This is a genomic window from Mailhella massiliensis (assembly GCF_900155525.1).
Taxonomy (GTDB): domain Bacteria; phylum Desulfobacterota; class Desulfovibrionia; order Desulfovibrionales; family Desulfovibrionaceae; genus Mailhella; species Mailhella massiliensis.
Genome location: NZ_LT706952.1, coordinates 518,733 through 542,607 on the forward strand (window position 1 = coordinate 518,733; position 23,875 = coordinate 542,607).

The 23,875-nt window shown below is 61.4% G+C and carries 21 protein-coding genes and 1 pseudogene; 5 read left to right on the top strand and 17 right to left on the bottom strand.

Annotated features, from left to right (window positions below; translation table 11 throughout):
* The first annotated feature begins 1 nt into the window (after position 1).
* From CZ345_RS12510 to CZ345_RS12520, 3 genes are all read left to right on the top strand, one after another.
* Complete coding sequence (locus tag CZ345_RS12510; RefSeq protein ID WP_077073448.1) at positions 2-931, top strand: LysR family transcriptional regulator; 930 nt, start codon at positions 2-4, stop codon at positions 929-931.
* Positions 932-1,190: 259 nt separating this feature from the next.
* Entirely contained in the window at positions 1,191-2,375 is a 1,185-nt protein-coding gene (locus CZ345_RS12515) for an aryl-sulfate sulfotransferase (RefSeq protein ID WP_077073449.1), read from the top strand.
* A gap of 166 nt (positions 2,376-2,541) precedes the next feature.
* Positions 2,542-3,735, top strand: a complete 1,194-nt coding sequence (locus CZ345_RS12520) for an MFS transporter (protein ID WP_077073450.1) — start codon at positions 2,542-2,544, stop codon at positions 3,733-3,735.
* 162 nt (positions 3,736-3,897) lie between these two features.
* Here the strand turns inward: CZ345_RS12520 and CZ345_RS16330 are convergent.
* The 6 genes and pseudogenes from CZ345_RS16330 to CZ345_RS12560 form a co-directional block, all read right to left on the bottom strand.
* Positions 3,898-4,652, bottom strand: a protein-coding gene (locus tag CZ345_RS16330) for an IS5 family transposase (RefSeq protein WP_239446686.1) whose coding sequence is annotated in 2 segments (ribosomal slippage) — positions 3,898-4,319 and positions 4,319-4,652 — 756 coding nt in all. Because the reading frame shifts where the segments join, the coding sequence is not laid out codon by codon here.
* 301 nt (positions 4,653-4,953) lie between these two features.
* Entirely contained in the window at positions 4,954-5,055 is a 102-nt protein-coding gene (locus tag CZ345_RS17465) for a hypothetical protein (protein WP_239446687.1), read from the bottom strand.
* Between the two features lie 47 nt (positions 5,056-5,102).
* A pseudogene (gene tnpA, locus CZ345_RS12545) lies at positions 5,103-5,480 on the bottom strand (IS200/IS605 family transposase); the annotation flags it as partial.
* A 212-nt stretch (positions 5,481-5,692) separates the two neighbouring features.
* Complete coding sequence (gene nhaC, locus CZ345_RS12550) at positions 5,693-7,111, bottom strand: Na+/H+ antiporter NhaC (protein WP_077073451.1); 1,419 nt, start codon at positions 7,109-7,111, stop codon at positions 5,693-5,695.
* Positions 7,112-7,195: 84 nt separating this feature from the next.
* Entirely contained in the window at positions 7,196-8,182 is a 987-nt protein-coding gene (locus CZ345_RS12555) for a D-isomer specific 2-hydroxyacid dehydrogenase family protein (protein WP_077073452.1), read from the bottom strand.
* Positions 8,183-8,215: 33 nt separating this feature from the next.
* Complete coding sequence (locus CZ345_RS12560) at positions 8,216-8,896, bottom strand: DUF554 domain-containing protein (protein WP_077073453.1); 681 nt, start codon at positions 8,894-8,896, stop codon at positions 8,216-8,218.
* A 256-nt stretch (positions 8,897-9,152) separates the two neighbouring features.
* On the opposite strand from CZ345_RS12560, the gene CZ345_RS12565 reads away from it, so the two are divergent.
* Positions 9,153-9,731 (top strand): peptidylprolyl isomerase, encoded by a 579-nt coding sequence (locus CZ345_RS12565; RefSeq protein ID WP_077074095.1) that lies wholly within the window; start codon positions 9,153-9,155, stop codon positions 9,729-9,731.
* A gap of 448 nt (positions 9,732-10,179) precedes the next feature.
* Here CZ345_RS12565 and CZ345_RS12575 read toward each other — a convergent pair whose 3' ends face one another.
* The 7 genes from CZ345_RS12575 to CZ345_RS12605 form a co-directional block, all read right to left on the bottom strand.
* Positions 10,180-10,476, bottom strand: a complete 297-nt coding sequence (locus CZ345_RS12575) for a hypothetical protein (RefSeq protein WP_077073455.1) — start codon at positions 10,474-10,476, stop codon at positions 10,180-10,182.
* A 3-nt stretch (positions 10,477-10,479) separates the two neighbouring features.
* Positions 10,480-10,947: an HMA2 domain-containing protein gene (locus CZ345_RS12580; RefSeq protein WP_077073456.1), complete on the bottom strand. Its 468-nt coding sequence runs from the start codon at positions 10,945-10,947 to the stop codon at positions 10,480-10,482.
* Between the two features lies 1 nt (position 10,948).
* Positions 10,949-13,021 carry a heavy metal translocating P-type ATPase gene (locus CZ345_RS12585; RefSeq protein ID WP_077073457.1) on the bottom strand — a complete coding sequence of 691 codons (2,073 nt, stop codon included), beginning with the start codon at positions 13,019-13,021 and terminating at the stop codon, positions 10,949-10,951.
* Positions 13,022-13,210: 189 nt separating this feature from the next.
* A complete protein-coding gene (locus CZ345_RS12590) occupies positions 13,211-13,459 on the bottom strand; it encodes a DUF6110 family protein (protein ID WP_077073458.1) in 249 nt (82 codons plus the stop codon).
* A 150-nt stretch (positions 13,460-13,609) separates the two neighbouring features.
* Positions 13,610-14,095 carry a hypothetical protein gene (locus tag CZ345_RS12595; protein ID WP_077073459.1) on the bottom strand — a complete coding sequence of 162 codons (486 nt, stop codon included), beginning with the start codon at positions 14,093-14,095 and terminating at the stop codon, positions 13,610-13,612.
* Positions 14,096-14,200: 105 nt separating this feature from the next.
* Positions 14,201-15,568, bottom strand: coding sequence for a vWA domain-containing protein (locus CZ345_RS12600; protein ID WP_077073460.1), 1,368 nt, complete (start codon positions 15,566-15,568; stop codon positions 14,201-14,203).
* Positions 15,565-16,557 carry an AAA family ATPase gene (locus CZ345_RS12605; protein ID WP_077073461.1) on the bottom strand — a complete coding sequence of 331 codons (993 nt, stop codon included), beginning with the start codon at positions 16,555-16,557 and terminating at the stop codon, positions 15,565-15,567. Before CZ345_RS12605 ends, CZ345_RS12600 begins: the two co-directional genes overlap by 4 nt.
* Before the next feature lie 813 nt (positions 16,558-17,370).
* Between CZ345_RS12605 and CZ345_RS12615 the strand changes: the two genes are divergently transcribed.
* Positions 17,371-19,308, top strand: a complete 1,938-nt coding sequence (locus tag CZ345_RS12615) for an NAD(P)/FAD-dependent oxidoreductase (protein ID WP_077073463.1) — start codon at positions 17,371-17,373, stop codon at positions 19,306-19,308.
* Positions 19,309-19,380: 72 nt separating this feature from the next.
* Here CZ345_RS12615 and CZ345_RS16915 read toward each other — a convergent pair whose 3' ends face one another.
* The 4 genes from CZ345_RS16915 to bioB are packed head-to-tail and all read right to left on the bottom strand — an operon-like array spanning position 19,381 to position 23,837.
* On the bottom strand, positions 19,381-19,521 hold the full coding sequence (locus CZ345_RS16915; protein ID WP_154674814.1) for a hypothetical protein: 141 nt from the start codon (positions 19,519-19,521) through the stop codon (positions 19,381-19,383).
* Positions 19,514-20,794 carry a sodium:solute symporter family protein gene (locus CZ345_RS12620; protein WP_077073464.1) on the bottom strand — a complete coding sequence of 427 codons (1,281 nt, stop codon included), beginning with the start codon at positions 20,792-20,794 and terminating at the stop codon, positions 19,514-19,516. Before CZ345_RS12620 ends, CZ345_RS16915 begins: the two co-directional genes overlap by 8 nt.
* A complete protein-coding gene (gene bioA, locus CZ345_RS12625) occupies positions 20,788-22,863 on the bottom strand; it encodes an adenosylmethionine--8-amino-7-oxononanoate transaminase (protein WP_077073465.1) in 2,076 nt (691 codons plus the stop codon). Before bioA ends, CZ345_RS12620 begins: the two co-directional genes overlap by 7 nt.
* Complete coding sequence (gene bioB, locus CZ345_RS12630; protein ID WP_077073466.1) at positions 22,863-23,837, bottom strand: biotin synthase BioB; 975 nt, start codon at positions 23,835-23,837, stop codon at positions 22,863-22,865. Before bioB ends, bioA begins: the two co-directional genes overlap by 1 nt.
* Positions 23,838-23,875 lie beyond the last annotated feature (38 nt).

Genomic DNA, 23,875 nt, shown 5'->3' on the forward strand with positions numbered 1-23,875 from the left:
CATGCTCGACACACTCAGCGGCGACCTGTTCCAGAAGCTCAAGGTATTTCATTACATTCTTCAATACGGAAGCATCGGCAAGGCGGCGGCCGTCATACACCGCAGTCCCTCTTCCGTCAGCCGTCAGATCCAGCAGCTTGAGGAGGAACTCGGCATCACGCTGCTTCTGCGAAGTACGGGCGGAGCCGTGCCCACGCAGGAAGGCCGTCAGCTCTACACTCATACTCTGGAGCTCTTCCACGATCTCGAAGCGCTGCTCACATCCGTAAGCGCCTCGAAAAAAGAAGAAAGGCTCTCCGGCGTCGTCAGAATCATTGCCGCTCCCGTGGCCGTGGACTGCCTGCTTCCCTGCATTCTGCACCAGGCCGCCAGGCTGTATCCCGAAATACGGCTCGAAGTCACCGCATCTTCGGGTATCCGGCTCGCCATGAAAGCTATTTCGGCCCACGACTATCATTTCACCCTTTCCGCTCAGGACGATTTCGTCGTCCCCATGGATTTTCAGCCCGTACTCACCACCACGACCTGCCTCATCAGTCCGCCAGGCTATCCCCTTCCCGAAAATCTGGCGGAGGAACCACGCCTTCTTGAATCCCTGCCCATGGTAGGCATGCCCGAAAGCATGGCTCTGAGCCGCTTCGTCAAAAAGCACTGCGACGCGCTGGGCATACGCCTCAACGTCATCCACCTTGCCCCGGCGCTTCGCTTTCAGGTGGCCATGGTCAGAGCGGGGTTCGGCGTGGCTCTCGTGGACAGAGATCATCTCGCCGCCACAGGAGAAAGCGGCATAGACATTCTGCCCATGCCTGCATTCCCTCCGCGAGTTTTCGGGCTCATCCAGAGGCACAACGCCTTCCAGCCGCCTCATGTTCGCGCCATCATGAACCTCATACTCAGCCACAGCAAAGAACATGTTCCCGTATCCGTCTGAAGTTCTCCGTATCGGACAAAGCCCGAAGCGAATGCTGCATAATAAAATAGCATAACGAACTTTTTGCACAAGAAGCCGTGTCGTGCTTTTTTTGCACGTCGTCTTGCGTTTCATGCAACAGTTGCCTCATGCCTGAAAAACGATATATTGCCATAATGGCTTTGTTTCAGGCATGGCCCGGGACGCCGCAAACGGCATCCCTTGCAGGCTCCATGCCCATCCTTCCCCCTTCCACCATCCCAAAGGAAAAGGATATCCCATGAAGTACTGGGCAGGCACGACGATCTACGATGCGCAAAAGGCTTTCAACGGTTATACTCTCTGGTCGGCGCTCTCCACCATGCAGACCGGAGCGGAAGAACCCGGACAATGGGAAGGGGAAACCTTCCTCATGGACATGACCGGCAAGGTTGTGCACTCCTGGAAGCTGCCCTACCCCACCATGTACGCATGTCTTCTGCCCGACGGTCATCTGCTGGCCGGACTGCGCACCACCAGAGGCGGAGAAGGAAGACCGGGCGTAAGGGAATTCGCCATGGGCGGCACCATGGGCATGCTCATGGAACTGGACTGGGAAGGACACGTTCTCTTCCGGCACGAAGACCCCGCCATGCATCACGACTTCAAGAAGCTGGCCAACGGCAACTACGCCTATCTTGCCTGGGAAGCTCTCGCCCCGGAAAAGGCCGCCCGAGTGCTCGGCGGTCGCAGGGGCACGGACCGCTCCATCATGTGGTGCGACGTCATCAGGGAAATCACCCCCGGGGGAAGCATCGTACGTGAATGGCATGCCCAGGATCACCTCGATGTTGAAGAGCATATCATCGGCCCGCTCTACGCCCGTGTGGAATGGACTCACATGAACGACCTGTGGGAATGCGAGAACGGCGATTTTCTCTGCTCGTCCCGCTTCCTCGACTGCGTGTTCCGCATCGACAGAAACACGGGCGACATCATCTGGCGCTGGGGAGCAGCCTCCAGCCTCGACAGGGAAAGCGGACGTCTCGACCTGGCCGTGACTCCCTCCACCCTGGGAGGACCGCACGATGCGCACATCATTCCCGCCGGTCTGCCGGGAGCAGGACACATGCTCTGCTACGACAACGGCATGTACAGCTACATTTCCCGTGCGGTTGAAGTAGACGTGCAGACGGGCGAAGTCGTCTGGCAGTCCACCGACGTGGGCTTCCAGCACGGCAGAGTGCCCTTCTCCTGCTTCATTTCCAGCGCACGCCGTCTGCCCAACGGCAATACCCTCTGCTGCGAAGGCTGCAACGGACGCTTTTACGAAGTCACGCCGGAAAGGGACGTGGTATGGGAATACTGGAAGCCCGAGGCCGATCCTTCGGCCACACCGTGGACGGTGTTCCGCGCCTTCCGCTATGCAAAAGACTACTGCCCGCAGTTCGCCTCTCTTCCCCCGGCGGAAGGAAGCGCGCACTGAGTCCCCGCCTGAGGCGGCCCCCCCCGCCTCAAGAAAACCGTACCGGCAGAGGAACACGGAGTCCATGCGGGCCCGCTTATCCGAAAACGGCGCCCGGCATGAAAACGCTTTACGACGGACGGCGCGGAGCAACATGCTCCGCGCCCGAGGTGCAAAAGGATACCTCATGCTCATCAGCAGGCACGCGCAGGGTTACGCGGCCCTTCTGGCCGGAATTCTGCTTTCCCTGGTCAACGGCATTCTCTATTCCTGGTCGGTCTTCATTCTGCCCATCGAAAACGCCACGGGCCTCACCAGGCCGCAGACCTCGCTGGTGTTCACCTTCATCCTGGTCTTCTTCGGACTGGGCATGATGACGGGAGGCTATGTGCTCAAGCGCGCAGGTTCGCGCGTGACGGCGGCCATGGGCGGCGTCATGCTGGCGCTCGGACTCGCCGGAGCGGCCATGGCCACGGCCCAGTGGCAGCTTATTCTGTTCTACGGCGTTGTTGCAGGCTACGGTATAGGCATGGCCAACATCGTTCCCTCGGCTGTAGGCCTTCGCTGGTTTCCGCACAGGCGCGGACTTGTCTGCGGCATCATGGCCTTTTCCCTGGCCTCAGGCACCCTCATATTCGGCGCGGGTCTTGCGGGAAGGCTCATCCCCGTCTTCGGCGTTTCCCGTACGCTCTTCATCATGGCGATTCTCGTTCTGACGCTCTCGATACCGGCGAGCTTCTTTCTCAAGGCACCGGAAAAGCTCCCCGAAACCTCCGCCAAGGGCGACGCCACAGGCCTGACCACACGCGACATGCTCCGCACCGCTTCCTTCCGTCTCGTCTGGATATGGGCATTCTCCATTCAGGCCGGAGGGCTCATGATCATCGGCCACATCGTGCCCTACGCTCTGGAACAGGGCTGCTCCCAGGCGGGGGCGGAGCTGGCCATGGGCGTATACGCCGTAGTCAACGGCGCAGGGCGTCTTATCTTCGGTCAGCTCTTCGACATGAAGGGGGCGCGATTCGCCATGCTCGTCAACAGTCTGTTCATGGCGACGGGGCTCGTCATGCTGGCAATTCTGCCCGGCACGGGGTATGCGGGTCTTCTCTTCTCCATCGTCGTCATCGCTCTTGCCGCAGGAGGCACCATTCCCCAGTTCTCGGCCTTCATCGCCCGTCATTTCGGCCCCGCTCACCTGGAAACCAATATCGGCATGACGGCGACGGTGTTCATCATCGCCGGTTTTGCCGGACCCTATGCCGGAGGCTGGATACAAAGTGCAAGCGGAGCCTATCAGGCTGCCATCTTCACCGCAGCTTTTCTCGGCCTGCCCGGCGCCATGGCTGCCCTGCGCCTGCCGAAACGGCAGGAAAAAGCCTGATACAGCGCGTCCGCCTCTGCGAATGCGCCTCTTCCGCCGTTTTTTCCGGGCGGACAAGTCAGGACCACCCGTAAAACGGGTGGCTTGACCAGCCCTGTAAGGGCTTGTTACTTACTCGCGCCTTAAGGGCGCCGGCTTGAACTTCTCTAGGTTCAGGACTCATTAAATATAAAAGATGACAATGGCAGCGAGACAAATGGCCGAAAAGAACGTGTGTGCACAACGGTCATAACGCATGGCTATTCTGCGCCAATCCTTGAGTCGGCCAAACATGATTTCTATCTTGTGCCGCTGCTTATAAACCTCCTTGTCATAGACCACCGGAGTTTTTCGGCTGTGTCTGCCGGGAATGCACGGCGTGATTCCTTTACGGGACAAGGCATGACGAAACCAGTCGGCATCATAGCCTCTATCCGCCAGAAGCTCCCCGGCCTGCGGCAGAGTATCAAGCAGGACAGCAGCGCCTTTGTAATCGCTCACCTGACCGCCGGACAGATGGAAGGCCAACGGTTGACCGAAGGCATTGCAGACAGCGTGGAGTTTTGAATTCAGGCCGCCTTTTGTGCGTCCGATACATCGGGAAAGGCCCCTTTTTTCAGCAAACTTGCTGCTGTCCTGTGTGCCTTGAGATGTGTGGCATCAATCATCAAGCGTGTTGTGGAGCCGTTTTGCTCAACAAGCTCCGCAAAAATCCTGTTAAAGACACCCAATCGGCTCCAGCGGATAAAACGATTGTAGAGAGTTTTGTATGGTCCATACTCGCGCGGAGCATCTTTCCATTGCAGGCCGTGCTTGATGACATAGATAATGCCGCTGACGACACGCCTGTCATCGACTCTCGGAATGCCATGGGAACGAGGAAAGTAGCGTTTGATACGAGCAATCTGTTCATGAGAAAGATAAAAAAGTTCCTTCATGGCATCCTCCCTATGCCGACAATAAGAACTTTTTACCCTTTTGGCAATTAATGAGTCCTGAGCCTAGCACAGATGTGAAGCTTGTCAATCGGTTCAGGGCGGAAGGTCCTCCCGCCTTTTCCCTGAAGCGGGGACGGGCTCTGCGCGCTTTTCAGAAACAGGCTCGCGCCGTGTTCCGTACGCTTTTCTCTGTGGACCTGCATGAGGCAAAGGCCGGACTGGTCATGCAGGGAAAAGGTGCAGAACGCGCGCTAGCAGAAAAGAAGCCCCTTTTCCTGCCAGAGGAGAAGGAGCTTCTTTTTTATTCCGGTTTGTCGTCGTAGGTGCCTTCCACGGCGTGGATGAGGTCCACGACGAGGGAATTGTAGGGGGTGGGCACGCCGTAAAGCTTGGCCTGTTCCACCACGGCGCCGTTGATCTTGTCGATTTCCGTTTTGCGGCGGTTCTTNGTATATATTTCCTGATCGTTGCTTCGTTCAAACCTACTGTGCTGACGTAATATCCCACGCTCCAGAATCTCCGATTGCCATACCGGTATTTCAGCTGGGAAAATTTATCAAAAATCATCAGTGAACTTTTACCCTTTATATACCCCATAACCGACGATATCGCATACTTTGGCGGTATCATGACAAGCATATGCACATGGTCTATCATCATATGTCCCTCAATAATTTCGATTCCCTTGTAATTACAAAGCTGTCGTATTATTTTTCCTATTTCTTCACGGTATTGCCCGTAAATCACTTTTCTCCTATACTTCGGAGTGAAGACAATATGGTACCTACACAGCCATTTCGTATGTGCCAGATTTTGTTCTTTCGCCATAAAAAAACACCTTTTCGATGTGGACGGGAGCCTGAACAACTCCGTCTTATCGAAAAGGTGTTTTTTTAGGTATAACCATTTTGTGGTCCACCCGCTAAGCGGGTGGTTTTCTGTTTCGGTCGCTTCCGCTCCCTCAACTGCCTGAAGGCCTTAACAAAAAACGCGCCGAATCTCTTCGGCGCGTTTTTTGTTTTCATGGGCAAGTTCGGAGCTTACGAGGTCTTCTTCGGGGCCTGGCGCACGGGCGTGCCGTCCAGCTTCCAGATGCCGAAGCCGGTGGCGGCGCAGAGCAGGGAGAAGATGGGCACGAACCAGTTGAGCAGGGCGTAGGGCACGAATTCATAGGCGCTCACGCCGAGCACGCCCGCAATGTAGAAGGCGTGCACGCTCCACGGTACGAGCGGGCAGCCGATGGTGCCTGCGTCTTCGCAGGTACGGGAAAGCACCAGGGGACTGATGTCGGCCTTCTTGAAGGATTCGAGGAAGGCGCGGCCGGGCACGATGACGGCCAGCATCTGGCTGCCGGTGCCGAAGTTGATGAGGTAGGCGGCGGCCAGGGCGGAAGCCACGAGGCGCAGGGCGGACTTTGCGCCCTTCAGGATGGCTTCGAGCAGCACTTCGAGCACGCGGGAGCGTTCCAGAATACCGCCGAAGGCCATGCCGGAGCAGAGCAGCAGCACGGTGGGCATGATGCTCATGAGCCCGCCGCGGGAAAGCAGCGGATCGAGCTGGGTGATGCCCGTCTTGGAAACGTAGCCCGAGGTGAGCATGGTGGCGAGCCTGTTGAAGGGCACGCCCTCGATCACGGCGATGATCATGGCCGAGAGCAGGCAGATGAGCATGACCGGAAGCACGGGATAACGGCGATAGGCCAGCACTATCATGAGCACCGGAGGAATGAAGGCCACGGGGCCGAGGCTGAAGTTGGCCTCAAGACCGGAGAGAATGGCGCTCAGGCTTTCGAGGGAAGCTCCCTGCTGGGCCGCCACGGAGCTGCCGAGCACGGTATAGACCACGCCCGCCACGATGAAGGCCGGGATGGTGGTCCAGAGCATGGACATGACGTGGGAGAAGAGCGGCACTTCACACACCGAAGCGGTGATGTTGGTGGAGTCCGACACGGGGGACATCTTGTCGCCCAGGTACGCGCCGGAAACAATGGCGCCCACGGTCATGTATGCGGGGTATCCGAGAGCCTGGCCCACGCCGAGAAGCGCCACACCTATGGTGCCCATGGTACCGAACGACGTGCCCGTGGCCACGGACGCCACGGAGCAGAGCACCATGGCCGAGAGCAGGAAGTGTTCGGGAGCGATGAGTTTGAGCCCCCAGTAAATGATGGCCGGAATGGTGCCCGAAGCAAGCCATGCGGCAATGATCATGCCCACCATGGCAAGAATGGCGATGGCTATCTGGATGCGCCCCAGAGCCTCGAACATGCCGTCCTGCAGATCCTCCCAGCTGTAGCCCGTTTTCAGGGCCATGACGGAGGCCAGAGCCACCGCGCCGAGCAAAGGCAGCACGGGGGGCCTCACGCCCACTACCAGCGTGCCGTACAGAATCATGGCTACAGGCAGCACCAGCGAAAGTGTCGCCCACAAAAGCGATGGTTTCTTTCCTTGCGTCTCCATCTGCGTTCCTTGTGGTAAAGGTTGTTCCATACCCGCCCCTTTCCGGGGCATTCCTCTATCCCGGGGCGAAGCGCGCTTCGCCGTTTATGCGGAAACTTCCAGCTTCGTGGGCCTGCCCGCCTTCATGTCCAGCAGGCTTTCTATGCCGCAGTCCACCATGCTGATGATGGATTCCTCCGTATAGAAGGCCATGTGCTGGGTGAGCACCACGTTGGGGAACTGGCGCAGGTAGACCATGTCCTTGTTTCTCAGGATGTCGGTCTTTCTGTCGGCATGATAGATGCCCTGCTCGTTCTCGAACACGTCCATGGCAAGGGAACCGATCTTCTCCGTTTCGATGCCCTCGGTCACGGCGTCGATATCCATAAGCTCGCCCCGGGCGGTGTTGATGAGAATGACGCCGTCCTTCATGCGGGAAAGGCTTTCGCGGTTCACCATGCGCCGCGTTTCAGGCGTGGCGGGCACATGGAAGGTAATGATGTCGCTTTCCCGGTACAGGGTATCGAGGTCCACGAAGGTGGCATAGGGGCGCAGTTCCTCGCATTCCACAAGATTGTAGGCCAGAATGCGGCAGCCGAATCCGGCAAGGGAACGTATCACGGCGGCGCCGATGCTGCCCGTGCCCACCACGCCCACGGTCTGACGGCGCAGGCTGCGGCCCATGAGTCCGAAAAGGGAATAGTCGTTCACCTGCTGACGCCACATGGCGGGCTTGTAACGGCGCAGCACCATGAGAATGAGCATGAGGGTGAAGTCGGCCACGGCATCGGGCGGATAGGAGGCATGGCTTACGCGAATGCCGTTTTCCTTCGCGGCGGCAAGATCGATATGGTCCACGCCTATGGTGCGGGTGGAGGCATAGCGTATGCCCATGCCCTTGAGCGCGCCGAGAACCTCGCGGTTGAGGCGGCTGCGGCCCAGCGTGGACACGGCCTCGCAGCCTTCGGCAGAAGAAAGGGTATCCATGGAAAGGTTGCCTTCCACCAGACGGAGGTTCACGTCGAGCGTGCGGGCAAGACGGTCGAGTTCCGCCCTTTCGTCGTTACTGACTTCAAACACGGCGATATTCATGGCAAGTGCTCCCTTAGGGTAAAAGAACGCGGCCTACAGGAAGGTGACCGCAAGGCCGTAGAAAACCACGCTGACGAACAGCGAGGGCAGCATGTTCAGCGTCTTGCAGTCCTTGATGCGGAGCATGGAGACGCCGGAAACAAGTATGAGTATGCCCCCCACGATGGACACTTCCGTAAGAAGCGCGCGGGGAACGAAGGAACCGAGCCACAGCCCGAGAAGGTACAGCCCCCCCTGCCAGCAGAAGAGCACGGGCGCGGCAAAGGCTATGCCCAGCCCGTAGGTGGATGCCAGCACCATGGAGGTGACGAAATCCAGCGTGGCGTTGGTGAAGAGGAAGGTGTGGTTGTTGTGCACCGCGCTTTCGATGGGGCCGAGAATGGAGAGCGTGCCTATGCAGAAAAGCAGTATGGCCGTGGCAAGCCCGCGCCCCAGATCGGAACTGCCCATGCGGCGGGCAAAATTCTGAAACTTGCCGTCCCAGTCCCACACGGCGCCGAGGAAGCTCCCCAGAGCCATGCTCAGAATGAAAAGGACGGGGTACTCGCTGTTGGGCATGTTGGCTACCACGGCATTCACGCCTATGGCCACGGCGGAAAAGCCCATGGCATCGAAAAGCGCGGTCTGATATTTTTCCTTGATGCCCTTGCGGAGCACGCTTCCGAGCACGCTTCCGCAAAGTATGGCCGCAGTGTTGACTATGGTACCTGTCATGCTTCCTCCCCTCGGGTTCGTTCTGCATAGCATAAAACATGCCGGGACGTAAGTCCTCCCCTCCTGTGCGGCGCGGAAGACGGCATTGCCAAGGCTCGAAGCTTCCTATACAAGGAAAGCGCATCGTCCCCGATTCTTTTTTCCGGGAAAAAGACGTTGACAGAAGACGGAGGCGATGAAATTCTTTTCCGTCGCGCCTTTTCCGGCGTCCTGCGCCGGGCCGGAGGATGCGGCGTTCGGAAACAGGAGACACGCTATGCGCAAACTTCTCATATCCTGCCTGGTGCTCGCGGCCGCTCTCGTACTCGGTCCCGCCTGCCAGGCCCAAGCTGGAGGAAAAACCATGGTCACGCTTCAGACCACCAAGGGCGACATCGTTCTGGAACTCGATGCCGAAAAGGCTCCCAACACCACGAAGAACTTTCTGGAATATGTGAAGTCCGGCTTCTACGACGGCACCATCTTCCACCGCGTCATTCCCGGCTTCATGATTCAGGGCGGCGGCTTCGACAAGAACATGGTGCAGAAGAGCACCCGCGACCCCATTGAAAACGAAGCCAACAACGGCCTGAAGAACAACACCTACACCATCGCCATGGCCCGCACCCAGGCTCCCCACTCCGCCACGGCGCAGTTCTTCATCAACGTGGCCGACAACAACTTCCTCAACTTCACCGCTCCCACCATGCAGGGCTGGGGTTATGCCGTGTTCGGCAAGGTGGTGAAGGGTCAGGACGTGGTGGATGCCATTGCAGGCGTACCCACCACCAGCCACTACCCCCATCAGGATGTGCCGGTGGAACCCGTCATCATCAAAAAGGCCGTCATCGACTAAGCGCGCCTGACGCATTTCCGCCCCGGAACATCCCGTTCCGGGGCTTTTTTTGCGCCTTTTTCAGGAAAAGATGGGGAGCAGGCGCGCCGGAAAATGCGCCGTGGAGCACTCCCCTTTTCAGCCGCAGAAAAATACAGACAAAGCTCCAGAAGCTGCGGCGCAGCCCAGGCCGGGCGCAGGCCATGCCTTTGCGGCAAAAAGCCTTCGAGGCATCCCGCGCAGACTGCGCCCCGGGGCAGAGAAAAACGCAGCCCTTCGAGCTGAACGCTCCGGCCCTGCATGAAGAGCCGCCTGAAAAGCCTGTTCCCGGAAAAGCGCGGAACCTTCCGGACCTGACGGCTCCCGCATTTGATGCCAAAGACACGCTCTCTCAGTGAAAACGGCAAAGGCCCTCCCGCCGTGCGGAAGGGCCTTTCTTCTTATGGTGAACAGCAGGCAACGCGCCTCTTCACGCCTTATCCTCCCCGGAAGGGGAGGAATTTTCCTCGTCGCCTTTTCTTCCGCCCGAGGGCGGGGCAAGGAGCGTATCGGCAAAGGCCCGCAGCGCTTCCGCCGCCTGTACGGCGTACCATTTCAGCGGCTTCGGGAGCAGAAACACGGCGCAGAGCACGCCGAGCGCAAGCACCGCAAGGGCCTGTACGAGCACGGCAAAAGCCATGCACAAAAGCGCAAGCGCAAGAGCGGCGCAGAGAACAAGCCCCAGAGGCCGGCCGAGACGGGCCGAAAATGCACGCAGGCTTTCCATATTTTACCAGAGCGTTTTTCTGTGCGCGGCCATGTGCTGAAGGCTTGCCAGCGTAAAGGCCGCGCCGGTGACGCGATGCAGGTTCCCCATGCCGGCAAAGGCTCCGGCAAGGGAAAGCAACAGGGAAACAAGCATGGCACGGTTGGCAAGGCGCGTGGCGCTGCGGGAAAGAATCGTATCGAGCAGGCCGGTACAGACATCCGCCCTCCTGCTCCGCCCCTTTTCCTCCTCCGGCAACAGAGCCGCGCCCTGCTCTGCCAGTTCCAGAAGCTGCTGCCGGCTCAGCTTTTCCGTATCGTAGAAAATAAGCAGGGAACCGGTGACGGGGTTGGCCTGCACGCTTTCCACGCCTTCCACGCCGCCCACCACGGCACAGACCGTTTCGGCCACGGAAGCATCCTTCAGCGCAAAGTGGCGAAGACGTACGCGGCCGTCGATGAAACTTGTGATGCAGTCGGTGATGGAAGCCATATCATTCCCCCCTGGGCAGGGCCGGGCGCATGGCGTTGAGCGACACGCCCAGCGTGGTGAGATTGTGAAGTACCGCCGAAATTCCGGGCTGGAGCAGACCGGTAAGGCCGCCGAACAGGAAGGCGGAATTCAGAGCCATGGTGGCGGCAAAATTGAAATGAATGCGCCGCATGGCTCCGCGGCCGAGTTCCAGCGCCGTGACGAGTTCCTTCAGGGAACCGCCCATGAGCACCACATCGGCCACTTCGCGGGCCAGGTCGGCCCCGTCGCGCAACGTCACGCCCACATCCGCGGAGGAAAGCGCCGGAGAATCGTTGATGCCGTCGCCGAGCATGAGCACCGTACGCCCCTCTTCCCTGAGTTCGCGCACCACGCGGGCCTTGTCTTCCGGCAGAACCTGAGCGCGGAACTCCGTGATGCCGAGTTTTTCCGCCACGACGGAGGCGGTGCGCACATCGTCGCCGGTGAGCATGAGCACATGGGAAACGCCCATCTCACGCAGACGACGGATGAGCGCCGGGCTTTCCGGCCGGAGCGGATCTTCCATGGCGATGATGCCCGCGATGCTGCCGTCCACGGCGAGATAAAGCAGCGAATACCCCTCGCGGGAAAGGGCGGCGATATGCTCTTCCATGGGGGAAAGATCCACATGCTCATCCTGCGAAAGATAGTGGCGGCTGCCCAGAAGCACGCGCTTGCCCTTCCAGTGGGAGGCTATGCCGTGGGCCACCACATATTCCACTTCGGTATGTTCCTCGGCATGGCGCAGGTTGCGCTCTTCCGCACCGTGCACCACGGCGCGCGCCACGGGATGGGGGAAGTGTTCCTCCAGACAGGCGGAAAGACGGAGCACCTCGTTTTCATCAAAACCCGCGGCAGGCACGACGCGGGCCACTTCCGGCCGCGACTGGGTGAGCGTGCCCGTTTTGTCGAAGACCACGGTATCCACGGAGGCGAGCGCTTCCAGAAAACGCCCGCCCTTGACCATGACCTTGTGCTTCACGCCTTCGTTCATGGCGGCAAGAATGGCCAGCGGGGTGGCAAGGCGCAGCGCGCAGGAATAGTCCACCAGCAGCACGGAAGCCGCACGGGTAAGGTTGCGCGTGAACAGCCAGACCAGCCCTGCCAGACCGAAGGTGAAGGGCACGGCCCTGTCGGCCAGCTTTTCAAAACGGCCCTGTATGCCCGCCTTCATCTGTTCGGTGTTTTCGATGAAGCGCACGATCTGCTGCATGCGCGTATCCCTGCCTATGCTGGTGGGGCGTACATGGATTTCCCCGTCCTCCACCACGGTGCCCGCATATACCGAAGCCCCCGCAGCGCGCATGACGCCCATGGGTTCCCCGGTCATGGAGGATTCGTTCACCGAGGCCGTACCCCGTGCGACCACGCCGTCCACCGGAATGGCGGAACCGGCGCGCACGATGACAAGGTCGCTTTCCTCCAGCGCGGAAAAGGGAATGAGCATTTCTTCCCCGTGGCGCAGCACCCACACCCTGTCCACCTGAAGCGCCAGATGGGAGGCCAGATTTTCCAGCGACTTCTTCTGCGTGTAGCGTTCCAGCGCGTCACCGAAACCGAGAAGAAGCGTGAGCAGCCCCACGGTGCCGAAATCGCGCCGGAGCAGGGAAATGGCTATGGCCGTGCCGTCCAGCGCGTCCACATCCAGCCTCCCGTGCATAAGAGAGGAGACGCAGCGGCGAAGATACGGCAGCGCGCCGGAAAACGCGGTCACCATGTTCACCGCCAGAGGCAGCAGCGGGCGCAGAAAAAGATAGCGGAAAAAAGGAAAGAGACTCGGCCGCCCTTCCGCAGCAGCGGCCGGCACACGCGCAGGCACGGGCTTTTGTTCCGTGCACTCCGCGCCGTTCAAAAAAAGACAGGCACGCGCCAGCGCGTCTTCTTCGCTGTAAAGAAGCAGCACGCTCCCGGTACGCGGATTGACGCGCACACCCTCCATACCGGCAACGGCATCCAGCCCGTCGGCCAGAGCCTCGGCCGTGCGTACCCCGAAGCGTTTTTCTCCGCGCAGGCGGGCGCGGCCCGGAATACGATGGACCAACACAAACTTCATGCATATCTCCCGGACAGGCCGGACATGCCCTCCGGCCGCAGGCCCCGCACGCCCGAAAACGGCGGAGACGGAAAAGGCGTTTTTTCACCAGAAAAACCGGCCCCGCCGCCGGGACCGCAAAAACATGCCCGGCCCGGAAAAGTGCCCCTCTGCGGGCCCGGGCCGGGCAACGCTCCGTGTTCCGGGAAACTACGCTTCCTCGGCCTTCGCCCTGCGCTGTTCGGAAACGGCGTGGGCTTCGGCCACCATGTCTTCCATGTCTTCGCGCACGGCTTCGGCCCGGGCGAGAAGCGCATCCTTCACGTCCAGCCCGCGGCTCATGAGCTCGGTGGCAAAGGGCTTGATATCGAGCTTGCCGCGGCTCACCGCCACAGCGCCCACCGCGCCGAGAGCGACGCCGCCAAGAAAGAACAGGCCGTACTTGAGATTCTCGTTCATCCTCTATCTCCTCTTCGGGGTCATGCCCCTCTATCGGTTGCAGGCCGCCCCTTGTGTGGACGGCTTTTTTCCGATGCCTTGCGGCATCGGAAAAGCAATATATTGAAACAGAATTTCATTGTCAATTATAATACTGCATTTTCCCCGCACTCACAGCATCGGGCCTTCACTTCCCCGGCGGGCCATGCGCAGAAAACGATCGGCCAGTATGCCGGGAGCCACCAGCGTGCGGGATGCGCTGCTGGAAGAAAGGCTGCCCTCCTCCTTCATGGGTTCACTTGCGCAGGCCTCGGCCAGAAGGTTTTCAAAAGCTTCGCGCAGGGCGGCAAAGGAGGCTTCCACCTCAGGGTAGGCGTTGTCGGCCCGCCAGGGCAGGCGCAGCGACTGCGGCCAGCTTCTGCCCCGGTGCGAAGGGGTTTCCAGATCGTAAAACGCGGCTGTTTGCGCCCCTTCCGCTCTTTCCAGTTCGCCGGGATAGCAGTATTCCCGCCACGCCTGTTCCGGTTCGGGAATGGAGGAACGCACGCGAAGGGGCGGCAGGGCCAGCGCCTTTTCATGCTCTTCCAGCGTGACGCTGTAGGTAAGCAGGGGACGGATATTGCCTCGTTGCTTGGTGATGTTCCATTCTATATGCATATTCTCTCCCGAAGAGGATGATGAGTTGCCGGAGCCTCAGAATCCGGGCCATGAAAAAAATGTCTTCTCCGTACCGCACCTTCCCGCTCCTGCGAAACTCTCCGGTCATGCCGGAGGCTCTGCAGAAGGCATGACCACCAGCTCGCCGAAGGGCGGGAGCACCTTCGGCCTTGCCGGTACTATCCAGAGCACCGGGTACGGAGGTTCCTCGGGGAAGCGATCGCACTCCAGATCGGTGAACCACAGAAGGCAGGAAGGAACCAGCCCCCTGGTCTCCACATCTTCCGTCACGGGACGGTAATCGGTGCCGCCTCCGCCTGCGGGCACGGGGGTAAAGGGCATGTCCGCCCTGGTGTACTCGGCACGGGAGCTTACCCTTACATCGTGATACAGCACGAAAAGCGTGGTATCGAAGTCGGAAAGCAGACCGGAAAGTTCCGTGCAGAAGCGCGAAAGAAGGGGCGCATCCACGGAACCGGAGGCATCCACGGCAAGCACCACGGGCGCAAGGCGCGCCTCTCTGCGCGAGGGCAGGTACAGCCCTTCGTGCACATGCCGCCTGTCGGGCTGCGTCCAGGCATAGTCGTTGTCCGAACACTGTTCCAGAAAACGCGAAAGCATGTCGCGCCAGGAAAGCGCGGGACGGAGACGCGCCCTGATGAAACGGGTGAGGGAGGCGGGCATATCGCCCATGCGCAAAGCCTCGCGCGAGGCCTGCACCAGAACCGTGTCGGCCTCCTGCTCGGCCTTTTCCCGCGCTTCATCGCCCATGCCCTCCTTCACGAGCGGGTGATCGCGCACCTCGCCGGAAAAGGAGCCTTCCGCCTCGCGCTCGCGGCCCCCGGACTTTTTCGAGGCCGTGCCGCCCTTCTCCGCCGGGGCTCCGCGCCCCCTTTCCCCCGCACGGGGAGATGCGGAAGAGGCGCTGTTCTGCCGCCCCTTTTCGCCGCCGAGGCCCTGACTCCCCTCTGCGGCAAGAGATACCTCGTCCCCTTCCTCCGAACCGGCCTTCGCCCTGTGGGAAGGACCGTCCTGAAGGCGGGAGAGCCATTCGTAAATTTCATCCGCGCTTCTGTCCGCGTATTCCGGGCGGAAAAGCGCGCCTTCCGGCAGCGTGAATCCCGCTTCCTGAAGGATGACGTTCACCGCATAGTCGCAGGCCCGGTTCCAGAGCCGTTCGTCCCGCCCCCTGCGCCGCACATGATGACCGAGGGCGATGTGCAGCGTTTCATGGGCCAGTGCGGAAAGCAGCACCTTTTCCGAAGCCGAAACGGCATAGACGGGATTGCAGGCCAGGGTGCGTCCGTCGGTCCAGAGGTCCGCGCACGTCTCATCGCAGCAGAGGCGCATACGCAGCGCTATGGAACCGAAAAACGGGTGTTCCAGCACCAGTGCGGAGCGGGCCTTTTCCAGAGCCTTCAGCGCACGCTTTTCCCGCTGCCCGGAAGAAAAAACATCCTTTTCCCCGTTCACAGCAAAACATCCGCATGGTTTTGCGCCCAGCGGGCGAAGGACGGCGTTTCCACCAGCGCAGGTTCCCGGCATACGGCCTGACGCAGGCACAGAACGCCGAATTCCACGGGCAGGCGCTCCAGGTAGACTGCGGCCTTTTCCATGCCGGCAGGGGTAAGACGCCGTGCAAGAGCTTCGCTCACGGCGTAGAGCGCCGCAGGTTCCGTGGGCACCTTCGCTTCTTGCGGCACGGCAAGCACCTCGTCCACCGAAGGCAGATCGCGCCATACGGAAAGAAAGCCCATGAATTCCGCCGCCGCACCGTCGCCCACGGCCCCGCGTATCAGGCCGTATTCCACGGCGCTGTCGGGCCCGGCCTTCAGAATATCGGAGACAAAGGACCACGAACGCGGCGAGGCAAAGGCCCGCGAGGAAAGCTGCGGATCAAAGTCGTGCAGCAGCGCGGGACGGAAGCGCAGAAATGCCGTCACTTCCGGCCGTATGCCCGCGCGTTCGGCCCAGACCAGCCAGTCGTCCAGGCTCACGTCGAATTCCAGATGTACCATGCGGTTGGCAAGCGCGCTCGGCATACGGTGCGTGACGGCCCTGTCCTTTTCGCGGTTGCCTGCGGCCACCACCACCCAGCCTTCGGGCAGAACGTATTCGCCTATGCGCCGGTCGAGAATGAGCTGATAGCAGGCGGCCTGCACCAGGGGCGGAGCGGCGTTCAGTTCATCAAGAAAAAGTATGCCCTTCCGGGAGCTTCGCGCATCGGGCAGAAAGGAAGGCGGACACCACTCGGTTCCGCCGGCGGCCGTGATGCGGGGAATGCCCCGCAAATCCACAGGGTCGAGCAGTACGGCGCGTATGTCGCGCAGCTCATAGCCTAGAGAACGGGCCACTTCCGCCACCACCTCGCTTTTGCCCACCCCGGGAGCGCCCCAGAGGAATACGGGCCTGCGTATGGAAAGAAGCGTTTTTAAGGAAGAGACGATATGCGAAGGTTTCATGGTGCGGAATGGCTCCTCGATGCATGATGTTTTGCCCGAAAAACAGTGAACATGCGCTTTCGCTCCGGGTGAGGCAGGAAAGCGCCGCGCCGTGCAGGATACGGCTTTCCGGCAGAAAAGAGGCGCGCCCCTCCCCGGCTGCGGAAATGTCGGGCGGGCGCTTTTTTGTTTCTATATTGAAAATGAATTTCATTGTCAATATCAGAACAGACCTTTTTCTCCCCCCTCCTCTTCTCCGGCGCAGGTACGGCGCACGGCAGAGAGCGTTTTCCCTTTCAAAGGGTAACATGCGAGGCGGCGGCGCCGCGCCGCCCGGCCCAAAGCGAGCGGAAAAAAATACGCTTTTTCCGTGAAACGACAGGCCGTATGGCTGGAAGGGCGAAACATTTCAAACAACACATGCTCTCAACGAAAAGCGCGCCATGCAGCCCGGCATCATCGCCTGCGCCCGGAGGCTTTGCGGCACGGAAGGAGCGCTTCCGGGAAAAGCCTTCCCCGGCGCCTTTCTGCGCAATACAAATCATGTTTCTCCCGTGCAGCGAGCCTGCGATGCTGGTCGCAGCGTCGGCTTTTCGTGCATGGAGCCGCCCCTTTTCTGCGTGGAAAAAAACCACGTCGAAGCATACGACGCCGGGAAAACGCCGGAGCGTACCCGATCGGCCGTGCCGGAAGATGTTCAATCCCGTCGAACGAAGGCGCAATGTTTTCGACTTTACAGCACATCCGTCTTTTATGATAAAAAGTCAGGGCTTCCATTTGCGGAAAACATCCGGGAAGCCGGAAACGCCTTCAGAAAAAATGCCGGAGAAAACCATGACGAGAAAATACCCGCACCTCTGCTCCCCCATACGCCTCGGCCGCGTCACCTTCCGCAACCGCATGTTCGCCGCGCCCACCGGCGCTACGGACATCACCTGGGACTGCTGCGCGGGCCCGGGCAGCCGCGCCTTCTACGAAAACAGGGCGAAGGGCGGCAGCGCCAACGTCACCGTGAGCGAGCTTGTGGTGCACCCGGAAACCGACGCCTCCCACATGCTGCATCTGGAGCTTCAGACGCCGGGTTCTCTGGCGAGCTTCACCATGATTGCCGACGCCATACGCCGCCACGGGTCCATTCCCAGCGTGGAACTTTCCCATTCCGGCCAGTACGCGGGCACCTATCTGGTGGACAAGGAGAAGAAGAACGCCCTTTCCCAGTACGGCCCGTGCGACGGCGTGCGCCCCGACGGAAGGCCGGTGAAGGCGCTCACCAGGGAGCAGATTGCCGCCATCGTGGCTTCCTACGGCGAAAAGGCCGCGCTTGCCAAACGCGCGGGCTTTGAAATGGTCATGATTCACGCCGGGCACGGCTGGCTCATCAATCAGTTCCTTTCGCCCTATTTCAACAAGCGCGGGGACGAATACGGCGGCAGCCTCGAAGGACGCGCCCGCCTGCTTCTGGAAGTGGTCGACGCCGTGCGTACCGCCGTGGGCCCGGGATTCCCCATTGAAGTGCGCATGAGCGGTTCCGAACTTTTCGAAGGCGGCTATACTCTGGAAGAAGGCATTGAAATAGCAAAGCTTCTGGACGGCAGGGTCGACCTTATCCATGTTTCTGCCGGTTCCTACCAGTTCGGCTTCTTCGACACGCATCCGCCCATGTTCTCCGACCACGGCTGCAACGTGTACCTTGCCGCCGAAATCAAGAAGCATGTTTCCACGCCCGTGGCCACGGTGGGTGCGCTCAACGATCCGGCGCAGATGGAAGAAATCATCGCCTCCGGCAAGGCCGACGTGGTGGAGATGGCCCGCGCCCTCATTGCCGACCCGGAACTGCCCGGCAAGGTCATGGAAGGACGCGACGATGAAATCGTGCGCTGCCTGCGCTGCTTCGTGTGCATGGCCGAACGCCCCACCACGGGCACGCGCCGCTGCACGGTGAACCCGCAGATCGGCCGCGAACAGGACCTGCCTCCCCTTCCCGCCCGCCGCGCGAAAAAGGTCATCGTGGCAGGCGGCGGCTGCGGCGGCATGAAGGCCGCCATTACGGCGGCGCAGCGCGGGCACCATGTGATTCTGTGCGAAAAGGACGGGGAGCTCGGCGGCATACTCAGGAGCGAACAGGCCATTCCCTTCAAGCGGGAAATGTATCAGCTCGGCCTCACGCTGGCCCGTCAGATGGAAATCGAAGGCGTGGAAGTGCGCCTGAACACCCCCGTCACCGCCGAATATGTGGAGAAGGAAGGCGCGGACGCGCTCATCATCGCCACCGGTTCCGAACCCATCGTGCCGCCGCTTCCGGGCATGGACGGCAAGAACGTCATCATCGTGAACGACTACTACAAAAGAAGCGCGGAATGTGCGGATACCGTGGTGGTTCTCGGCGGCGGCCTTGCCGGGTGCGAATGCGCCATTCACCTTGCCCAGGACGGCAAAAAGGTCACGCTTGTGGAAATGCGCCCCGAAGTTGCGCCCGACGCCAACATACGCCACCGCCCCATCCTTCTGCGCAAGCTGAAGGAACTTGTCACCGTGCACACTTCCTGCACGGGCCTTGCCGTGACGGAGGAAGGCCTTCTCGTGCGCGACGCGGAAGGCAGGGAAACGCTTCTTGCCGCGGGCACGGTGATCTGCGCCGTGGGCCAGCGTTCCCGCAACCATGACGCGCTCATCGACGCCGCGCCCTTCGTGCGCGTCATCGGCGACGCGGTACGCCCCTCCACCATCACCACCGCCGTGTATCAGGGCTACCACGCCGGACTTGACGTGTAACGCCCCCGCCCGCGCATCATAAGAGCAAAAAAGGCCGCCCTAAAGCGGCCTTTTCTTTTGAGAAAACACTCTTCAGCGTACGGCGGGGCAGGAATCGTGCCCCGCCCCTGCAAAGCGCCCGGCCAGCATGAGAGCCACGGAAGCAGCCATGCCCGCATAGGCGAAGGCATCCTGCCCGCAAAGCGCGCAGGCAAGGCCCTGTCTCTTATTCACATCCATATGTGTATAAAAGACCGGAGCGTTCTCGCGCGTCACCGAAACCGAGAAGAAGCGGGAGCAGGCCCCCAGATCCGGAGAGCGTCGTGGAGGGGAAGAGCGGAGAGCGGCGCACCGCGCCCCGGCGCATGAGCATGGCCGCGAACACCGGCACCGCCACGCCGCAGACATAGATGTCGTTGGCCATGAGCAGAAGGTCGAGAATGCCGTGCCCCCGGGTGGAGAGCACAAGGCCCCCTGCGCCGAAAAGCAACGTGACCGCACGGCAGAGCCTGACGCTGCGTGCGCCGAGAAGATCGTTGCAGAGCACGGTGGACGCGGTGACGAGGCAGGAATCGGCCGAGGAAAGCACGGCGGAAAGAAGCGCCACAAGAAGGAGCATCCCCGCCCACGACGGCATGAGCGTCATGGCTGTGGAAAGCACGTCGTCCGGGGCGACGGTATCGGGCACCAGCCCCCGGCACAGCACCCCCACCGCCACGATGGCGGCGGCGGAAACGGAAAGTCCGACCACGGCGAACCAGCATCCGCGCACCGCGCTCCGGGTATCGCGTGCGCTCAGAATACGGCCGAAGAGCATGGGGCAGACAAGGTAGCTGCCGCCCATGATGAGTATGAAGGAGGAAAAACGTTCCGGCCCGAACTGCCCGTTGACGATTTCCAGCGGCAGATGCTCCAGCGGCGCGGCATCGCGCCCCAGAAGCCAGGCCAGAATGACCAGTATGCCCGCAAGAAGCAGCAGGCACTGGGGAAGATCGCTGCGAATGACGGAGGCCTGCCCGCCGAGGCAGGAATAGGCCGTGATGACCGCCGCCCCGGCAAGAAGCGCCCATTCCGGCGGCAGACCGGTGAGCGCCGCGCTCAGCTTGCCCATGGCCGTGAACTGCGCCGCAAGTATGGCCAGCCATGCGGGCATGATGATGAGGGAAACCAGCGTGCGCGCCCCCGGCCCCAGCCATGCGGCCACGATTTCCGGCATGGTGTAGGCCCCGGTGGCGCGTACCTTTTTCGCGAGAAAAAGGGTGAGCAGCGCAAGGCCGCACGCGCCGGAACCGAGCCACCAGAAGGCGGGCGCGCCTACCTGCCATGCCAGCCCGGCCATGCCCATGGTGGCGGAACCGCCTATGCAGGAGGCGATGAGGGAAAAGCCCGTATGCCATGCGCCGGAGGAACGGCCGTTCACGAAAAAGGCGGACTCGCCCCTGGAGCGCCGGGCGTCGAGCACGCCGAGGCAAAGGAGCAGAAAGGCGTAAAGGCAGAAGATCAGCATGAATGTTTCTCCACAACGGGCACGCCGTGAAGCGCCGCGGACTGCGCCGCCTCACACAGAGCGCGGGTAAGCGCGTCCACATCGTCTTCCGAGGCGTTGAAGGGCGGCATGACATAGACGGTGCGGCCGAAGGGCCGTATCCACACGCCCCTTGCCGTGAAGAAATCCTGCCAGACGGCGACGTTCACCGCCTCTTCCCTTTCCATCACGCCGATGGCGCCGAGTACGCGCACATCGGCAACGCCGGGCAGGGAACGGCACGGTTCAAGCCCGCGCGCAAGGCGCTTTTCCAGGGTCGAAACGCGCGCCTGCCAGGGCGAGGCGCACAGTTCGTCGAGGCTCGCGCAGGCCACGGCGCAGGCCAGAGGATTGCCCATGAAGGTAGGCCCGTGCATGAACACGCCCCCGCCGCGCACCGGGTCCGCCCCGGAAATCACCTGCGCCACGCGGGCCGTGGCCGCCACGGCCGAAAGGGTCATCATGCCGCCGGTGAGCGCCTTGCCCACGCAGATGATGTCGGGCGATATGCCCGCCCATTCGCAGGCGAACATTTTTCCCGTACGGCCGAAACCCGTGGCTATTTCGTCCGCAATGAGAAGGATGCCGAGCTCGTTGCACAGGGCGCGCAGGTCGCGCAGATAGGAGGGGTGGTAGAACCACATGCCTCCGGCTCCCTGCACCACCGGTTCCACCACCACGGCGGCCAGTTCTCCCGCATGGGAACGGAGAGCGCGCTCCATGGGGTCGAAGGCGCGGGGATCATACGGTGCGTCGAACCGGCAGGAGGGGCGTTCCACGAAAAGCTGTTTCGGCAGTATGCCGGAAAAGAGCGAATGCATACCCGTGACCGGATCACAGAGCGACATGGCTCCCAGCGTGTCGCCGTGATAGGCCCCGCGCAGGGCCGCAAAGCGGAACCTTCCCTCGCTGCCTGCGGCCTTATGGAACTGCACGGCCATTTTCATGGCCACTTCCACGGCCACGGAACCGGAATCGGCCAGAAAGATGTGTTCCATGCCCGGCGGAAGAAGGCGGAGCAGGCGGCGGCCCAGCTCCACCGCCAGTTCATGGGTAAGACCCCCGAACATGACGTGGGAAAGCCGCGCGGCCTGCCGCTGAATCGCCCGCACGAGGCGCATGTTGCCGTAGCCGTGCACACGGCACCACCAGGAGGACATGCCGTCCACAAGTTCCCTGTCGTCGGCAAGAACAAGCCGTGCGCCGGAAGCACCCTTCACCTCCAGCGCAGGCAGGGGACGCACGGCCGAGGTATAGGGATGCCAGAGATGCCCCCTGTCGAAATCCAGAAGCGCCGCACGGGCTGCGGCCTCCTCCTTGTCTTCCGCCAGAAGGCGCGCCGCGTCTTCCAGCGTGGCGGCAAGCGTGTCCACGGCCCGGGTATCGGCAAGGGAAAAGGATTCCATGTAGGGAATATCGGCCAGAAGGGGCACGCCGCGCTTTTTCCCCTCCTCGGCAAGGCGTACGGCGTTGTCGCCGAGAATAAGCTCCTCCGCATCCTGCGACGTGCCCGCATCCGCATGGGCGGGAGGCGTGGTGCGGCAGAGCACCATGCCCGCCACATCGAGCCCCGCATGATCCAGCGCGTCCAGCGAAAGAAGCGCATGGTTCAGGCAGCCCAGGCGGTTGGCCACCACCAGCAGCACGGGCAGGCGGAGCTTCCGCATGAGGTCGAGCATGTACTCTTCCCCGTTCAGGGGAACGTAAAGCCCGCCCGCTCCCTCGAAAAGCGTCACCCTGCCCGGCAGAATATGCGCGCGGCAGGCCTCCGCCACGGCGGAGGCATCGAGCCTTTTCTTCTCAAGGCTCGCAGCAAGGTGCGGAGAACAGGGCACGCGGAAGGAAAACAGGGCCTCGCCCTCCCCTCCGGCGCTGCGCCAGGAGGCCACGTCCGGCGCGACGGAAACGCCGTTTTCCTCCGTGCAGCCCGTCTGTACGGGCTTGACGGCAAAGGCCTTCACTCCCAGGCGGGCAAAGGCGGCCAGAAGGCCCGCCGTCACCGCCGTCTTGCCGGCGTCGGTATCCGTGCCGGTAAGGAAAAAGGCGCGCATCAGGCCACTCCCAGGGTGCGCATCATGGCAAGATCGGCTTCAAAGGACGCGCCCGGCGTGGTGAGGTAGTCGCCCGTCATCATGCCGTTGGCCCCGGCCGCGTACAGCCAGCTCTGCCATTCGCCGAGCACATGGGCACGGCCGCCCGCAATGAGAATATCCTTTGCAGGATGCATGATACGGAAAAGCGCGATGCTCCGCAGGGCCTCTTCCGGCGAGAGACGGGGCATGTTTTCAAGCCGCGTGCCTTTGATGGCGTTCAGAAAGTTGATGGGAATGGAATCCACGTCCAGTTCCGCCAGAGTGCAGGCCAGTTCCACGCGCTGCGCCCGGCTTTCTCCAAGGCCCATGATGCCGCCGGAACATACCTCCATACCCGCTCCGCGTGCGGCCGCAAGGCTCGATACATCCTCGTCGTACTCGTGCGTGGTGCAGATATGGGGGAAAAAGCTCCGCGCCGTTTCCAGATTGTGATGGTAGCGGGTCATGCCCGCTTCGCGGTACATGCGGGCGCGTTCCGGCGTGAGCAGCCCCAGCGAACCGCATACCGCCATGCCCGTTTCCCTGATGATGCTCTCCACCGCCCGACACAGAGGTTCCACGTCGGCTTCGCCCAGCATGGTGCCGCTTACCACGATGCTGAAGCGCTTCGTGCCGTGGGATGCGGCTTCGGCCGCCCTTTGCAGCAGCGTTTCCTGTCCCACAAAAGGATAGACAGCGGAACCGGTTTCATGATGTGCTGACTGGGCGCAGAAGGCGCAGTTCTCCGGGCAGCGGCCCGACTTGGCGTTGACGATGCCGCAGTTGAAGAAGTCCGGCGCGCACATGGCGCGCACCGCCCCGGCCACGGCCAGCATGTCCGCCGTGGAGGAAGAAGGAAGGGAAACGAAGGCCTCGGCCTCGCTGCGGGAAAGCAGCGGAGCCTTGCCCGCGCCGGGAAGACGACGGAGTATGGTTTCAAGCAGACTGTCCATGATGCCCCTGATGTTTAATGAAAAAGGATGACACAGTC

Coding starts and splice junctions, on each gene's coding strand:
- CZ345_RS12510 (WP_077073448.1), top strand. CDS start 2: ATGCTCGACACACTCAGCGGCGACCTGTTCCAGAAGCTCAAGGTATTT.
- CZ345_RS12515 (WP_077073449.1), top strand. CDS start 1,191: ATGAAGTACTGGGCAGGCACGACGATCTACGATGCGCAAAAGGCTTTC.
- CZ345_RS12520 (WP_077073450.1), top strand. CDS start 2,542: ATGCTCATCAGCAGGCACGCGCAGGGTTACGCGGCCCTTCTGGCCGGA.
- nhaC (WP_077073451.1), bottom strand. CDS start 7,111: ATGGAGACGCAAGGAAAGAAACCATCGCTTTTGTGGGCGACACTTTCG.
- CZ345_RS12555 (WP_077073452.1), bottom strand. CDS start 8,182: ATGAATATCGCCGTGTTTGAAGTCAGTAACGACGAAAGGGCGGAACTC.
- CZ345_RS12560 (WP_077073453.1), bottom strand. CDS start 8,896: ATGACAGGTACCATAGTCAACACTGCGGCCATACTTTGCGGAAGCGTG.
- CZ345_RS12565 (WP_077074095.1), top strand. CDS start 9,153: ATGCGCAAACTTCTCATATCCTGCCTGGTGCTCGCGGCCGCTCTCGTA.
- CZ345_RS12575 (WP_077073455.1), bottom strand. CDS start 10,476: ATGGAAAGCCTGCGTGCATTTTCGGCCCGTCTCGGCCGGCCTCTGGGG.
- CZ345_RS12580 (WP_077073456.1), bottom strand. CDS start 10,947: ATGGCTTCCATCACCGACTGCATCACAAGTTTCATCGACGGCCGCGTA.
- CZ345_RS12585 (WP_077073457.1), bottom strand. CDS start 13,021: ATGAAGTTTGTGTTGGTCCATCGTATTCCGGGCCGCGCCCGCCTGCGC.
- CZ345_RS12590 (WP_077073458.1), bottom strand. CDS start 13,459: ATGAACGAGAATCTCAAGTACGGCCTGTTCTTTCTTGGCGGCGTCGCT.
- CZ345_RS12595 (WP_077073459.1), bottom strand. CDS start 14,095: ATGCATATAGAATGGAACATCACCAAGCAACGAGGCAATATCCGTCCC.
- CZ345_RS12605 (WP_077073461.1), bottom strand. CDS start 16,557: ATGAAACCTTCGCATATCGTCTCTTCCTTAAAAACGCTTCTTTCCATA.
- CZ345_RS12615 (WP_077073463.1), top strand. CDS start 17,371: ATGACGAGAAAATACCCGCACCTCTGCTCCCCCATACGCCTCGGCCGC.
- CZ345_RS12620 (WP_077073464.1), bottom strand. CDS start 20,794: ATGCTGATCTTCTGCCTTTACGCCTTTCTGCTCCTTTGCCTCGGCGTG.
- bioA (WP_077073465.1), bottom strand. CDS start 22,863: ATGCGCGCCTTTTTCCTTACCGGCACGGATACCGACGCCGGCAAGACG.
- bioB (WP_077073466.1), bottom strand. CDS start 23,837: ATGGACAGTCTGCTTGAAACCATACTCCGTCGTCTTCCCGGCGCGGGC.